At 73.8% G+C, this 12,990-nt stretch carries 12 protein-coding genes; 7 read left to right on the top strand and 5 right to left on the bottom strand.

Translation table 11 applies throughout. The features are described 5' to 3' along the window. Positions 1–144 precede the first annotated feature (144 nt). Together OO54_RS00590 and OO54_RS00585 are read left to right on the top strand one after the other, a co-directional pair. On the top strand, positions 145–1,056 hold the full coding sequence (locus OO54_RS00590) for an AurF N-oxygenase family protein (protein ID WP_033200877.1): 912 nt from the start codon (positions 145–147) through the stop codon (positions 1,054–1,056). 33 nt (positions 1,057–1,089) lie between these two features. Next, a complete protein-coding gene (locus OO54_RS00585) occupies positions 1,090–2,748 on the top strand; it encodes an FAD-dependent oxidoreductase (RefSeq protein ID WP_033200876.1) in 1,659 nt (552 codons plus the stop codon). A gap of 86 nt (positions 2,749–2,834) precedes the next feature. On the opposite strand, the gene OO54_RS00580 is transcribed toward OO54_RS00585, so the two are convergent. Both OO54_RS00580 and OO54_RS00575 read right to left on the bottom strand, forming a co-directional pair. Further along, a complete protein-coding gene (locus tag OO54_RS00580) occupies positions 2,835–3,413 on the bottom strand; it encodes a type-2Aa cytolytic delta-endotoxin (RefSeq protein ID WP_033200875.1) in 579 nt (192 codons plus the stop codon). Positions 3,414–3,590: 177 nt separating this feature from the next. Further along, complete coding sequence (locus OO54_RS00575) at positions 3,591–4,358, bottom strand: LysR family transcriptional regulator substrate-binding protein (protein ID WP_033200874.1); 768 nt, start codon at positions 4,356–4,358, stop codon at positions 3,591–3,593. Between the two features lie 193 nt (positions 4,359–4,551). Between OO54_RS00575 and OO54_RS00570 the strand changes: the two genes are divergently transcribed. From OO54_RS00570 to OO54_RS00555, 4 genes are all read left to right on the top strand, one after another. Beyond that, positions 4,552–4,950, top strand: coding sequence for a DUF5997 family protein (locus OO54_RS00570; protein ID WP_033200999.1), 399 nt, complete (start codon positions 4,552–4,554; stop codon positions 4,948–4,950). Between the two features lie 88 nt (positions 4,951–5,038). After that, the gene (locus OO54_RS00565; RefSeq protein ID WP_051786617.1) at positions 5,039–6,010 is read left to right on the top strand and encodes a universal stress protein; all 972 of its coding nucleotides are present in this window, start codon (positions 5,039–5,041) and stop codon (positions 6,008–6,010) included. 251 nt (positions 6,011–6,261) lie between these two features. Then, the gene (locus OO54_RS00560; RefSeq protein ID WP_033200873.1) at positions 6,262–6,762 is read left to right on the top strand and encodes a nucleotide triphosphate diphosphatase NUDT15; all 501 of its coding nucleotides are present in this window, start codon (positions 6,262–6,264) and stop codon (positions 6,760–6,762) included. 118 nt (positions 6,763–6,880) lie between these two features. Further along, complete coding sequence (locus OO54_RS00555; RefSeq protein ID WP_033200872.1) at positions 6,881–7,681, top strand: VOC family protein; 801 nt, start codon at positions 6,881–6,883, stop codon at positions 7,679–7,681. Between the two features lie 52 nt (positions 7,682–7,733). Here the strand turns inward: OO54_RS00555 and OO54_RS00550 are convergent, their stop codons facing one another. Further along, positions 7,734–9,323 carry a hypothetical protein gene (locus OO54_RS00550; protein WP_033200871.1) on the bottom strand — a complete coding sequence of 530 codons (1,590 nt, stop codon included), beginning with the start codon at positions 9,321–9,323 and terminating at the stop codon, positions 7,734–7,736. A 151-nt stretch (positions 9,324–9,474) separates the two neighbouring features. Between OO54_RS00550 and OO54_RS00545 the strand changes: the two genes are divergently transcribed. Beyond that, positions 9,475–10,140, top strand: coding sequence for a response regulator transcription factor (locus tag OO54_RS00545; RefSeq protein ID WP_033200870.1), 666 nt, complete (start codon positions 9,475–9,477; stop codon positions 10,138–10,140). 93 nt (positions 10,141–10,233) lie between these two features. Here the strand turns inward: OO54_RS00545 and OO54_RS00540 are convergent, their stop codons facing one another. Then, positions 10,234–11,628: a sensor histidine kinase gene (locus OO54_RS00540; RefSeq protein ID WP_234439198.1), complete on the bottom strand. Its 1,395-nt coding sequence runs from the start codon at positions 11,626–11,628 to the stop codon at positions 10,234–10,236. Further along, positions 11,621–12,988 (bottom strand): FtsX-like permease family protein, encoded by a 1,368-nt coding sequence (locus tag OO54_RS00535; RefSeq protein ID WP_033200869.1) that lies wholly within the window; start codon positions 12,986–12,988, stop codon positions 11,621–11,623. The genes OO54_RS00540 and OO54_RS00535 overlap by 8 nt, the downstream gene beginning before the upstream one ends. Between the last annotated feature and the right edge of the window lie 2 nt (positions 12,989–12,990).

Raw genomic sequence — 12,990 nt, 5'->3', positions numbered from 1 at the left:
TACCCGGGGTAACCCCAGGGGAAAAAGTCCGTACCGGGGGGTAGGCCTGCCCCGGACCCTTGCTATACGTTCCGTCTAACAAGCTTGCTAGACGCGATGTCTAACAAGAGCCCGAGCCGCTCGCGCGACCCAAGGAGCCGCACCATGGCAAGCAGCACCGTTCGCCCGGACGACCAGGACGTCACCGACTCGGACGTCGCCGAGCGGCTGCTCCGGTCGGCGGCGAAGCTGTCGTACGACCCCGCCGTCGAGGTGGACTGGGACACCCCCCTCGACAAGGACTTCCACGGCCAGAGCCCGGAGTGGAACTCCCTCTACGGCACCGCGTACTGGAACGAGATGACCGAGGAGCAGCGCAAGGAGCTGACCCGGCAGGAGACCGCGTCGGTGGCCAGCACCGGCATCTGGTTCGAGATGATCCTCCAGCAGATGGTGCTCCGCGACATCTACCGCATGGACCACACCGACCCCCGGTTCCAGTGGGCCCTCACCGAGATCGCCGACGAGTGCCGGCACTCGATCATGTTCGCGCGCGGCTCCCAGAAGCTCGGCGCTCCCTCGTACCGGCCCAAGCGCGCGGTGCTCGAACTCGGGCGGTTCATGAAGACCGTCGGCTTCGGCGAGGCCGCGTACGCCGGCATCCTCGTCGCCGAGGAGGTCCTCGACGTCATGCAGCGCGACTGGATGCGCGACGAGCGGGTAGTCCCCTTCGTCCGCACCATCAGCAACATCCATGTGGTCGAGGAATCACGCCACATGAAGTTCGCCCGGGACGAGACGCGCCGCCACCTCGCCCGCGCGGGCAGGACGCGCCGCCACTTCCAGGCCCTCGTCGTCGCCATCGCCGCGTACTACATCATCACCAGCCTGGTCAGCCCGGAGGTGTACGTCCGGGCCGGACTCGACCCCGAGCGCGCCCGTCGCGAGGCCGCCGCCAACGAGCACTACAAGGCACAGCTGCGGGCCAGTTGCGCCGGTCTGATGGAGTTCCTGGCCGACGTCGGGATGCTGACCCGGCCCGCGCTCTTCTTCTACCAGCGCGCCCACCTCGTCTGACCCCTCCGAGCCGAGCAGAGCAGAGCCGACGACATGACCTACGCGATCACCCAGACCTGCTGCAACGACGCGACCTGCGTCGCCGTCTGCCCGGTCAACTGCATCCATCCCACGCCCGGGGAACCGGACTTCGGGACCACGGAGATGCTGTACATCGACCCGAAGTCCTGCATCGACTGCGGAGCCTGCGCCGACGCCTGCCCCGTCGACGCGATCTTCCCGGCGGACCGCCTCACCGCACGCCTGCGGGAGTACGAGGGGATCAACGCGCGGTACTACGCCGAGCGGACGCCCCCGCCGGTCGTGGCCTCGCCCAACTTCCACACCTGGGGCGGACCGTCCTTCCCCCGCTCGCTGCCCGCCGACTTCGCCCCGCTCCGGATCGCGGTCGTCGGCACCGGACCCGCCGGCATGTACGCGGCCGAGGACCTGCTGCTGCACACCAACGCCGAGGTGACGCTGATCGACCGGCTGCCGGTGGCCGGCGGCCTGGTCCGCTACGGCGTGGCCCCGGACCACCCGGCGACCAAGGGCGCCGGGGAGACCTTCGCCCGCTTCCACTCCCACCCCCGGGTCCGGATGCGGCTCGGCCTCCGGGTCGGCGAGGACGTCACGGTCGAGGAACTCGCCGCACACCACGACGCGGTGGTCTACGCGGTCGGCGCACCGGCCGACCGGCGCCTCGGCATCCCCGGCGAGGACCTGCCCGGCAGCGTCCCCGCCACCGACGTCGTCTCCTGGTACAACGCGCATCCGGAGACCGCCGGGGACGCCGTACGGCTCTCCGCCGAGCGGGTCGTCGTGGTGGGCAACGGAAACGTCGCCCTCGACGTCGCCCGCGTCCTCGTCATGGACCCCGCCGCACTCGCCGCCACGGACATCGCCGACCACGCCCTCGCCGCCCTGCGGGGAACCCCGGTCCGCGAGGTGGTGCTGCTCGGCCGGCGCGGCCCCGAGGACGCCGCGTACACCGCCTCCGAGCTCCTCGCCCTCAAGCACCTGCCGGGCGTGGACCTGGTGGTCGACGCCCGGGATCCCCGCACCGGAGCGGCGATCGACGCGGCGGAGCCCGGGACGAAGGCCGCCCTGCTGCGGGACGTGGCCCGGGAGGCGGTCGATTGGACGCCCGCCCCCGCGCCCGGTCGGCGCCGGATCGTGCTGCGCTTCCACTCCGCCCCGGTCGAGGCCCTCGGCACCGACGGCGTGCGCGCGGTCCGGGTGACCGGGGCCGGATCGGAGTCCGGTACGGAGATCGGGACGGGGCTGCTCGTCCGGGCGATCGGGTACCGCGGCGTCCCGCTCCCGGGGCTGCCCTTCGATCCCGCCACCGGCACGGTGCCGCACGACGGCGGGCGGGTGGCCGGACTGCCCGGCGGCTACGTCGTCGGCTGGATCAAGCGCGGGCCCTCCGGCGGCATCGGCGCCAACCGGGCGTGCGCGGAGGAGACGGTCGGGACCCTGCTCGCGGACGCGGTCGCCGGCGCTCTGCCCACCCCGACGGGCACGGCCCAGGACTTCCGCCGGCTGGCGCGGAGCCGCAGCCGCGGTCTCGTCGACGCGCGCGGCCTCGCGGCCATCGATCGGGCCGAACGGGCCCGCGGCCGGGACACGGGTCGTCCCCGGGTCAAGCTGGCGACGGTGCCGGAGCTCGTCGCGGCGGCCCGCGGCGGACGGTGGCGCCGGAACGGCTGAGGGGAGCGGTGGGGGAAGCTGCCGGAGCGCTCCGGGCCCCGGGGGATCCGGCCCGGGACGGCGGGCCGGTGCGGAGCCGGTACGGATCAGACCAGGACGCCCAGGGCCTGGCGGACCACGATCGCGTCGAGCCGCACCGCGAACGGGACGACGTCCGTCAGGTCGAGCGCGAGGGCCCGCGCCTTCGGCAGCTCCACGGTCACGTCGACGCAGAAGGCCAGGGCGTACATGTACTCCCCGGTCTCCTCGTCCTGGAGGGCGAAGAACAGGTCACGGTAGAACCGGGTGCGCTCCGCGGACTCCTCGTACACGGAGAGGCCGGGCTGCCCCTCCTGGGCGGCGAGGCCGGTGAAGGCCCCGACGAGCTCCCGCTCGACGGTGGCCCAGAAACCGGCCTCCGCGCATTCGGCCGGCAGCGCCTGCCGGACGGCCTCCTTGAGGGAGAGCACCATGACCAGGACGGGGGCGTACTCCTGGAGCCCCCAGCCCCTGACCATCTTCACGACGGTGCTGTCCGGGACGGCCGCGGCGGCCTCCCGGATCGCCTCGAAGTCGAAGTTGACGGTCGCCGGGGCGATCGCCTCCTGGAACACCCGGTCGATGGACCGGGCCTGGTCGAGGTGGTCCGGTGCCACCTCGACGACGGTCCTGAAACTGGCGGCCAAAGCTCCTCCTGGATGATCTCGGTGATCAGGAGGGGTCAGTATGCCGAGGCGCCCCCGCCCCGGTGAGGGGCGTCCGCCGTGCGGACAGGGGGCTCGGCCGTACGGAGGCCGGGCCCGGGGATACGGACGCCGGGCCCGGTCGTACGGAGGCGCGGCCCGGTCGTGCGGAGGCGGTGCTCAGCCGCGGCCGCGGCGGGGCTTGGTGCTCTTGCCGCGGGCCGCGGCGCCCTTGCCGCCCGTACGCATGCCGCTCTTGGCGCCGCCCTTGGGACCGCCCTGCTTGGCACCGCCCGACTTCGCGCCGCCGGACTTCGCGCCACCGGGCCTCGCGGGCTTCTTCTGGTCCTTCCGCGGCTGCTTCTGGCCCTTCAGCTCCTCGGCGCGGCGGCCCCGGGTGCTGTTCACCGTGCGGCCGCGCACGATCCCGATGAACTCCTCCACCAGGTCCGGGGCCTCGTCGGCCGCCGGCCACGACAGGGCCACGCGGGACTGCGGCACGTCGTTGAGCGTGCGGTAGGTCAGGTCCTTGCGGTGGTGCAGCCGGGCGAGGGACTGCGGGACCGCGAGCACGCCGACGCCCGCCGCGACCAGCTCGATCGCGTCGGCGGTCGTCTCGGGGCGCTCCATCGCGGGGCGGCCCGGCGGCTGCTCCCAGCCGAGGGTGTCGTCGAGCGGGTGCAGGACGAGCTCGTCGGCGAGGTCGCTCGCCGAGATCTGCTCGACCTGCGCGAACAGGTGGTCCTTGGGGACGACGACGACCGTGGTCTCCTCGTAGAGGGGAATGGCGCTGAGGTCGTCCCCGTCGACGGGCAGCCGGACCAGTCCGGCGTCGGCGGCGCCCTCCCGGAGCAGTCCGAAGGACTCGACGGGGGTGGCCGCGAGAAGCGTGAGGGGTACGTCGGGCAGGCGCTCGTTCCAGATCCGCACCCACTTCGAGGGCGTCACCCCGGGCACGTACGCGAGCCGGAACGAGGGGCCCGAGGGGGCCGGGGAGGAGACCGAGGGGGTTTCCGCGGGGGAAGCCGAGCCGGAATCCGAAGGGGAATCCGCGAGGGGAACGTCCGAGCCTGTCACCCCGCCAGGCTACCGGTAGCGGGCGTGGTCGGAGGTCGCCCGCATGCTCGATACCCTTGACACCATGACGTCGCACCAGAACACCCAGACGATGAAGCCCGCGACCGCGGCGAAGAAGCTGGGTGTGTACCTCGAGGCCACCCCCGCCGACTTCCAGGAGGGTGTCGTCTCGCGCGCCGAGCTGACCGAGCTCCAGGCCAACCCGCCCGCCTGGCTCCAGGAGCTGCGCGCCAACGGCCCGCACCCCCGCCCGGTCGTCGCGAACAAGCTCGGCGTCTCCATCGCCGGTCTCGCTCGCGGCGGGATCACCGAGCCCCTCACCACCGAGCAGATCGAGGCGATCAAGCAGGAACTCCCCGAGTGGCTGAAGAAGGAGCGCGCCACCCAGTCGGAGGTCCGCAAGGAGACCGTCCGCATCAAGGAGCGCGACGCGGAGCGGGCGCGCCGCAGCCAGGACGCCTGAACCGTCCCCACACGCCACGCCACGCCGGTCCGGACCGAGGGGGTCCGGACCGGCGTGGCGCGTGTGCGGGTGAGGGAGGCATTCCCTCATGAGTGACACGAGCAGCACGAACACCGCGTCCGAGCCGCCGGTCGTCGTCGGCGTGGACGGATCCGAGCACAGTCTCCGCGCCCTCGAGTGGGCCCTGGGCGCGGCGGAGAGCCTGGGGACTCCCCTGGTCGTCGCCCACGTGCGGTCCGACGCGCTCCAGCTGGGCGCCGCCCGGATCGCCTCCCTGGGCACGGACCCGGAGCTTCCCGACACGGTCCTGAAGGCCGTGCGGACCGTCGTCGAGGAGGGCGGGCACTCCGTTCCGGTGCGGTACGCCTCGCTCGACGGGTCCGTGACCGACGCGCTGCCGGCGGCGGCACGCGGCGGCCGGCTCCTGGTCACCGGCTCCCGGGGACACGGCGGCTTCGCGAGCCTGCTGCTCGGTTCGACCAGCCGCACCCTCGCGATGACCGCGCCCTGTCCGCTCGTCGTCGTGCCGCACGAGGCACGCGCGGCCGCTCTGGGGGGCGGGGCGGAGGCGGGCCGGGTGCTGCTCGGCCTGCACCCGGAGGAGACTCCGGACGAGGTGGTGGACTTCGCCTTCGAGGCGGCGCACCGCCGGGGCGTGCCGCTGGAGGCCGTGACGGCGTTCCGGCTGCCCCCGCAGTCGGGCGCCCTGCTCGCGGCGCCGTCCCCGGCGCTCCAGGTGCCGCCGCCGCTTCCCCTGACGGACGACGGCGCGGAGCTCGTACGGGAGGCGGAGCGGGAGCAGGAGGAGCGGTTGCGGCCGTTCGCCGCGCGGTGGCCGGGGGTGGGGCTCGTCCCCGTGGTGGCGCCGGGCGACGCGGCGGGGCGGCTCGTGGAGGGTTCGCGGGACGCGGGCCTGCTGGTGGTGGGACGGCACCACCGGCACCATCTGGGCTCGTTGCTCATCGGTTCCGTGGCGCACGCGGTCCTGCACCATGCCCACTGTCCGGTGGCGGTGGTACCGGCTGCGTCCTCGGGTGCCGGAGCGGGGCCCGGGGCATGACAGTCCCCGGCGGTCCGGGTCGGTTCGCGCGGGTCGTAGGCCGTCGCCGACGGTTCCCGTGGCCGACCGGCCCCGCCGGGGGCCTGGCCAGAGCCTGCTGAAAGGGTCACGCGGGCCTTCGAACGTCTTCGGAGGCGGGTGCGGCTCTCTCCGGTTGTCCGGTGTAAGAAAGAGTTTCCTCCTTTTCGCGCCCGAATCAAGAGGTTTCTCACTTTTGTTACGTGTCAGTGCCTCCTGGTAGACAGGGGCCCATGACGACCGCAGATCACGCCGCCACCGCCCGCCGCAACGTCGAGCCGCCGCCCGCCCAGGCCTCCCTCGGCGCGGGGGTCGTGGTCGTCGACGACACCGGCCGGGTCCTGCTGGGCCTGGACCGCTCAGGGGTGTGGGAACTGCCGGGCGGCAAGGTCGAGCCGGGCGAGTCGATCGAGGCGGCGGTCGTCCGCGAGCTGGCCGAGGAGACCACGCTCGTCGCCGATGCCGCGGACGTCGAGGTGCTCGGGCTCGTCCTGGACGCGGTCACGTCGGCGCGGCTGACCCGGATGACCGTGGCCACGGTGGTGCGGGTCTTCGACGGGGTGCCCGCCGCGGCCGAACCGGAGAAGATCGAGCGATGGGAGTGGACGGAGCCGGACCGCCTGCCGGAGGCGCTGTTCCTGCCCTCCGCGCAGGTCCTTCGGATGTGGCGACCCGAACTCCCACTGCCCGACGGCCCGTTCCACCGGTACGCGATGGGGCGCCTGCCGGAATGACGTCCCCGCCCCGCGACGGCGATCTCCGGTCACTCTCCGTCACCGAGCGGGGCCCCGCCACCCTGGCTAGCGTGGCTCGAAGGAAACACGTCCTCGACCGGAAGAGAGAGTCACCGTCATGGCCGCACGACCTGAAGGCACGCCGGTCTGGACCGACGCGATGTTCACCGACGTCGAGGGCGCCAAGACGTTCTACGGCGAGGTGCTCGGCTGGACCTTCGGCGAGTCCTCCACGGAATACGGCAACTACACGCAGGCGTACAAGGGCGACAAGGCGGTCGCGGCCGTCGTCCCGCCCATGCCGGGACAGGACGGCGAGCCGCAGTCGGCCTGGTGTCTGTACTTCTCCTCGCCGGACGTCGCCGCCACGGCGGCGAAGATCCGGGCGGCGGGCGGCACGGTCCTGATGGAGCCGATGCAGGTCGGCGACTTCGGGTCGATGTGCATCGCGCAGGATCCGACCGGCGTCACGTTCGGCGTCTGGCAGCCCGGGGTGCACGAGGGCTTCGAGCTGGAGGGCCAGACCGGATCGTACGCCTGGGCCGAGGTCTTCACCCGGGAGCCGGACAAGTCCGACGCCTTCCTCACCTCCGTCTTCGGCTACTCCTCCAAGAAGATGAAGGACGAGCACGTGGACTACCGGGTCTTCGACCTCGGTGGCAAAGAGCCCGTGCTCGGCCGGATGAAGATGACCTCGGAGGACTTCCCGCCGGAGATCCCCTCGTACATCCAGATCTACTTCGCCGTCGACAACTGCGACAAGGCCGTCGAGAGGGCCGAGGCGGTCGGCGGGCGCAAGGTCTTCGGGCCGATGGACAGCCCCTACGGCCGGTTCGCGGCCATCCTGGACCCGCAGGGCGCCGCGTTCGCGGTCATCGACCTGCGGACCACGGTCGGCGAGATGCCCGAGATGGAATGACCGGTGCGGGACACCGCCCCGGCCCTGTGGCCCCGGGGCGGTTCCGTGCGGGTCAGGAGCCGTCGCGGACCGCGACGAGGCCGTTGAACACCCCGACGTAGGCGGTGCCGTCGGGACCGATGGTGATCGGCGCCCAGTTGTTGTCGTACGCGAGGCCGGTGCCGGTGAAGCGCTTGAAGACCCGCCGCCCGGTGCGGAAGTCGACGGCGGTGAGGTACCAGGCGTCGATGCCGAACGCGTTGGGCTCCTTCTCGTAGAAGTACAGCAGCCCGTTCGCGGTGGAGAGCTTCGGGACGGTGGACGGCGAGCGGACGTCGCTCTCCCACACGGTGTCGCAGCCGCTGCCGTCGGCGCGGACGTCGATCCGGGTCGCGCCGCCGACGACACTGCGGCCGAGGGCGAGCGTACTCGGGTTCTCGTAGCCGTAGTTGTTCTCGACGACCAGGCTGTCGCCCCAGCTGATCAGGGAGTTGTCGGTGGTCGACGCCCCGGAGCGGAACACCGGCACCTTGCAGACGAGCCGCTCCGCGGCGGGTACCCCGGCACCCCGCCGGTAGACGAGGACGTTCATGCGGTCGTCGGCGTTGTCGGTGATGGCGACGTACCGGTCCCGTTCGCCGAAGAGGTCGGGGGTGGTGCCCGAACCCTGGTTCACGGAACCGGGCTTGGTACCGGTCCCCCGGTCGTACGTCTCGCGCCACCGGACGCGCGGCGTGCCGTCGGCGTCGGCGCCGAAGGCGTACAGGGCGTGGTCGGTGACGATGGAGACACCGTCCTCGGCGACGGAGAACGAGTTCTGGATCTCCTCCCCGTCGAGCCGGATCGCGCGCAGGGCGCCCGTCGCGGGGTCGACGGTGCCGACGCGGCCGAGCCGGGTGACCCACCAGATCCGGCCGTCCCAGTCGGGCATGACGGAGGTGACGGGGTCGCAGACGCCGCTGGGGAACAGGTCGGTCCAGCTGATGCAGTCGTGCGGGACCAGGGACGTGAGGTCCCAGTCGTCCTCGACGACGAACTCCCAGGTCCCGTCGGCCTTCTGGCGGTGGGCGATCCGCAGGACGTGCTGGCGGGAGTCGGCGAGGACGACGCGGTCCCGGTCGTCCAGGTAGAAGTAGGCGCCGCCCGAGGTGTCCTTGAAGATCTTCTCGAAGTCGAGGCGGGTGACCGCCTCCACGGTGGAGGACCGCTGCGGCAGCCTGTACTCGGCGAGCGTGTCCAGGGTGCGCGGGTCGAGCAGCTTCAGGAGGAAGCCGCTGAAGGTGCCGCAGACGGTGATCAGACGGCCGGCGGCGTCGAAGGTGACGGTGGCGCACTCGCCGCCGACGGGGGCGATCTTCGCGCTGAGGACCTCGGGGTCGCGTCCGAGCGGCCCGGAGAAGGGGTGGGTGCCGCTGCCGGCGCCGTCGGCGTGCATGCCGCTGCGGCCGTTGGGGGCGAGGTACGGATGCTGGGCCGGCGCCCTGCCGGGCACGGGCCGCGCGGTCGCGGGGGCGCCCTCGTAGTGGTCGACGAGCCGGTGCCCCAGTGCGAGGGGTATCTCCTCCGCCTGGGCGACGGGCGCGGCGCCCGCCAGGAGGGTCGCCGCGAGCGCGGTGACCAGCGCGAGCGCGCGTGTTCGCCTGCGGGGCGGTCGGGTGGTCAAGACATCTCCTAGGAATCCGTTGGTGCGTCGCGCCGCCGCCCGACGTTAGGCCGGAGCGGATGAGAAGTACATGCGACCACCGCTGGTTTCACGCGCCGTTCACGAGTGGCGGGCGACCCGTGCCGGGACGCGGGGGGCCGATAATGGCGTGATGACCGAGAGACATCTGCGCGTGGTGCTGGCCGAGGACTCCGTCGTCCTGCGGGACGGGATGGTCGAGTTGCTCACCGCCCGCGGATGCCGGGTGATGGCCACCGCGGGTACCGCGGAGGGCCTGCTCACGGAGGTGGAACGGCACCGGCCCGACGTCGCCGTCGTGGACATCCGGATGCCGCCCACCCACACCGACGAGGGCATCCGCGCGGCCGTGCGGATCCGGGCGACCACGCCCGGCGTCGGCGTCCTCGTCTTCTCCCAGCACATCGAGACCGCCTGGGCGTCCCGGCTCCTGGCGGCCGGTGCCACCGGCGTCGGATACCTGCTGAAGGAACGCGTCGCCCGCACCTCCGAGTTCATGGACGCGCTGCACCGCGTGGCGGACGGAGGAACGGCACTGGACCCGGAGGTCGTCGACCGGCTGGTCCACGGCCGCGGCGGCAGCCGGGTCGACACCCTGACGCCGCGCGAGCGGGAGGTGCTCGAGCTCATGGCCCAGGGCCATTCCAACCGCTCGGTCGCCGCCCGCCTGGTGGTGTCGGAGCGCGCGGTGGAGAAGCACGTCGCCGCCGTCTTCACCAAGTTCGACCTGCCGGCCACGGAAGCGGACAACCGGCGAGTGAAGGCCGTGCTCGCCTACCTGTCCGAGACCGGCGGGTGACGGCCGCGCTCACCCGCCCGTCCGAGACCGGGCCGGTGACGGCCGCGCTCGCCCGGCCCCCAGGGCCGGCCGGTGACCGGCGTCCGCCGGCGGTCACAGCCGTGCGGGCAGGTCGGCGGTGATCTCCGTCGGTCCGCCGGGCGGGCTGTCCACCCGCAGGGTGCCGTCCACCGCCGTGAGCCGCTCGGCCAGGCCGGCGAGGCCGGTGCCGGACCCCGGAGCCGCGCCGCCCCGGCCGTCGTCGCGGACCGTCAGGCGGACCCGGCCGTCGCGCACGGATGCCGCGAGCACGGCCGTACGGGCTCCGCTGTGCCGGGCGACGTTGGTGAGCAGCTCGGCGGCGCAGAAGTAGACGGCCCGTTCGATCGCCTCGTGCGGGCGCTCGGTGAGGTCGAGGCGGACCGTGACGGGCACGGGCGAGGTGGCGGTCAGACCCGGCAGCGCCTCCCCGAGGCCGCCGTCCAGGGCCACGGGGTGGATGCCGCGGGTGAGCAGGCGCAGTTCGGCGACGGTCTCGTCGGTCTGGCGCCGGGCGCGGTCGAGCAGGGTCCGGAGGCGGCCGAGGTCGGGGCCGGTGGCGGGTTCCAGCGCGTCCTCGGTGAGCGAGAGGGTGATGGCCAGGGCGACCAGTCGGGCCTGGGTGCCGTCGTGCAGGTCACGCTCCAGACGGCGGAGCCGGTCGCCGCTGTCCGCGAGCAGGGCGACGCGGGCCGTCTCCAGTTCGCGGACGCGGCGCTGGGCCTGGGCGGGCCCGAGGAGGAGCCCCGCGAGGCGCCGGTTCGCGCCGCTCAGCACGCGCAGCACGCCGGGCACGCCGCACGCCAGGGCGAGGCCCAGCAGGACGGAGACGGCGTCCAGCCAGGCGGCCGGCGGGGAGTCCGGCTCCATCAGTCGGCCCCAGAACGGGAAGCCGATCAGCCAGCCGCATCCGAGGGGCAGGCCCACCGCGGCGACGAACCCCAGCACACCGAGCGGCAGTCGGAGCAGCAGGTACACCAGCGTCCGCCAGGCGACCGCGTCGGTCAGGACCGTCCGGCCACGGGCGAGGAAGCCCTCGGAGCGGGGCAGCGCGGCCGGTGCCTCGACGTGCTCGCCGAGCAGCCGGCCGACGAGGCCTCGGTGCAGGGTTCCGAGGCCGCGCGCACCGAGCAGGGCGCCGACGACGAACGGCAGCCCCAGCACGGTGAGGGAGAGCAGCGTCCCCGCGTACAGGACGGCCAGCGCGTACGCGCCGCCGCCCACCGCGAGCGGCAGCCCCAGGACGGCGAACGCCCACTCGCCTCCGCGCACGGAGGAGTACCGCCGCCCGCCGCCCGCGAGGCCGCCGCCGGCCGGCGTGGGCACCCCGCCCGTCGCGCTCCCGCCGCCGGACGGCCCGGCGTCCGTCCCGTCACCGGGCGCCCCGTCGCGCACGGGCACCGCCGCGGGCCCGCAGGGGCCGGTCGGGGGGCCTGCTGTCGGCCGACGGGCGGCGTCGGAGTCAGTCACGGGCGGAGCCCGCCTGTTCCGTCGGCGGGCCCTGGATCGTGCGGAGGCCGGTGGCGAGGATGCCCGGGACGGTCAGTGCCGCCGCGCCCGCGGCGATCCAGCCGCAGGCCTCGGCGGGGACGGCCGGGACGGCCGACCCGGTCGCCGCCGCGCTGAACGCGGCCGTGGCCGCGGCGGCGACCGCGGCGCCGAGGAGGACGCCGACCGCGGTGGTCAGCACGGCCTCGGCGGTCAGCATGCGGAGGAGCTGCCGTCGGGTCGCCCCGACGAGACGCAGCAGGGCGAACTCGCGCCGCCGCTCCGCCGTGACGGCGACGACGGTGTTGATCGTGGAGACGGCGGCGAAGCAGGTCAGCAGGGCGAGTTCGGCCTGGCGCAGCCAGACGTCGGTCGCGGAGGTGGCGCTGGTCGCGCGGGCCGCGTGTTCGGCGGTGCTCGTCATGATCGACATGGTCGCCGACAGGCCCACGAGGAGCGCTACCGGCACCACGGCGGAGGTCAGTCGGCGGGCGTATCCACGGAGGTTGGCCTCGGCCAGCCATCCCGTGCCGGGCATCAGCAGCCGCATCGGCGTGCCCAGGGCGGCCACCAGGGCGCGTGCCGCGAGCGGTCCCGTCAGGGCGACCGCGACCAGCAGCACCAGCGAGCCGAGCAGCGCGGCCTGTCCGGCCTTGTCGAGCTCGTCGGCCGGTCGTGTCGCGGCCAGCCGCAGCAGCAGTACGCCGCCCGCCAGGGCGCAGACGCCGGCGAGGAGGCGCGGCAGGCCGGTCCGTCCGTGCTCGGTGGAGGCCGCGGTGAGGGCGGCGGCGGGCGCGATCCGGGAGATCCGCCGGACGGCGACGGCCGACGCCGCGAGGCCGACGGCGAGGGTGATCGCGGTGGCGGCCAGGGCGGGCAGCGGTGTCGTCGGCACGCGCAGGTCCGGCGCCGCCATGCCTCGTTCGCGCAGCGCGGCGAGGAAGTGGTGGGCGGCGGCGGTTCCGGCGAGTCCTCCGGGTGCGGCGACGGCGAGCGTGGTGGCGAGGAGCTGGGCGCGGACCAGGCGCCGTACCTGGCGGGGTGTCGCCGCGATGGTGCGCAGGAGGGCCAGTTCGCGGAGCTGGCGTCGGAGTGCGAAGCCGGTCGCGTTGACGACGACGAAGAACGCGACCAGGACGGCGATCTCGCCGAAGGCTCCGGCGATCACCATCAGTCCGGGTCCCGCGACCTCCGTGTCGCGGACGGCGTCGGGCGCGGTGACGTCGATGGCGACGAGCGAGCCGAACAGGGTCGTGGTGGCGGCGAGGAGGAAGAGGGCGACGGCGAGTCCGGCGAAGGCGGCCGGGCGGCGGCGCAGCTGTCCGAGGGCGAGGGGGAACATCG

This window comes from Streptomyces wedmorensis (genome assembly GCF_000716445.1).
Taxonomy (GTDB): domain Bacteria; phylum Actinomycetota; class Actinomycetes; order Streptomycetales; family Streptomycetaceae; genus Streptomyces; species Streptomyces wedmorensis.
This window is presented reverse-complemented; position numbering and strand designations above follow the sequence as displayed.

Coding starts and splice junctions, on each gene's coding strand:
- OO54_RS00590 (WP_033200877.1), top strand. CDS start 145: ATGGCAAGCAGCACCGTTCGCCCGGACGACCAGGACGTCACCGACTCG.
- OO54_RS00585 (WP_033200876.1), top strand. CDS start 1,090: ATGACCTACGCGATCACCCAGACCTGCTGCAACGACGCGACCTGCGTC.
- OO54_RS00570 (WP_033200999.1), top strand. CDS start 4,552: ATGACGTCGCACCAGAACACCCAGACGATGAAGCCCGCGACCGCGGCG.
- OO54_RS00565 (WP_051786617.1), top strand. CDS start 5,039: ATGAGTGACACGAGCAGCACGAACACCGCGTCCGAGCCGCCGGTCGTC.
- OO54_RS00560 (WP_033200873.1), top strand. CDS start 6,262: ATGACGACCGCAGATCACGCCGCCACCGCCCGCCGCAACGTCGAGCCG.
- OO54_RS00555 (WP_033200872.1), top strand. CDS start 6,881: ATGGCCGCACGACCTGAAGGCACGCCGGTCTGGACCGACGCGATGTTC.
- OO54_RS00545 (WP_033200870.1), top strand. CDS start 9,475: ATGACCGAGAGACATCTGCGCGTGGTGCTGGCCGAGGACTCCGTCGTC.
- OO54_RS00535 (WP_033200869.1), bottom strand. CDS start 12,988: ATGTTCCCCCTCGCCCTCGGACAGCTGCGCCGCCGCCCGGCCGCCTTC.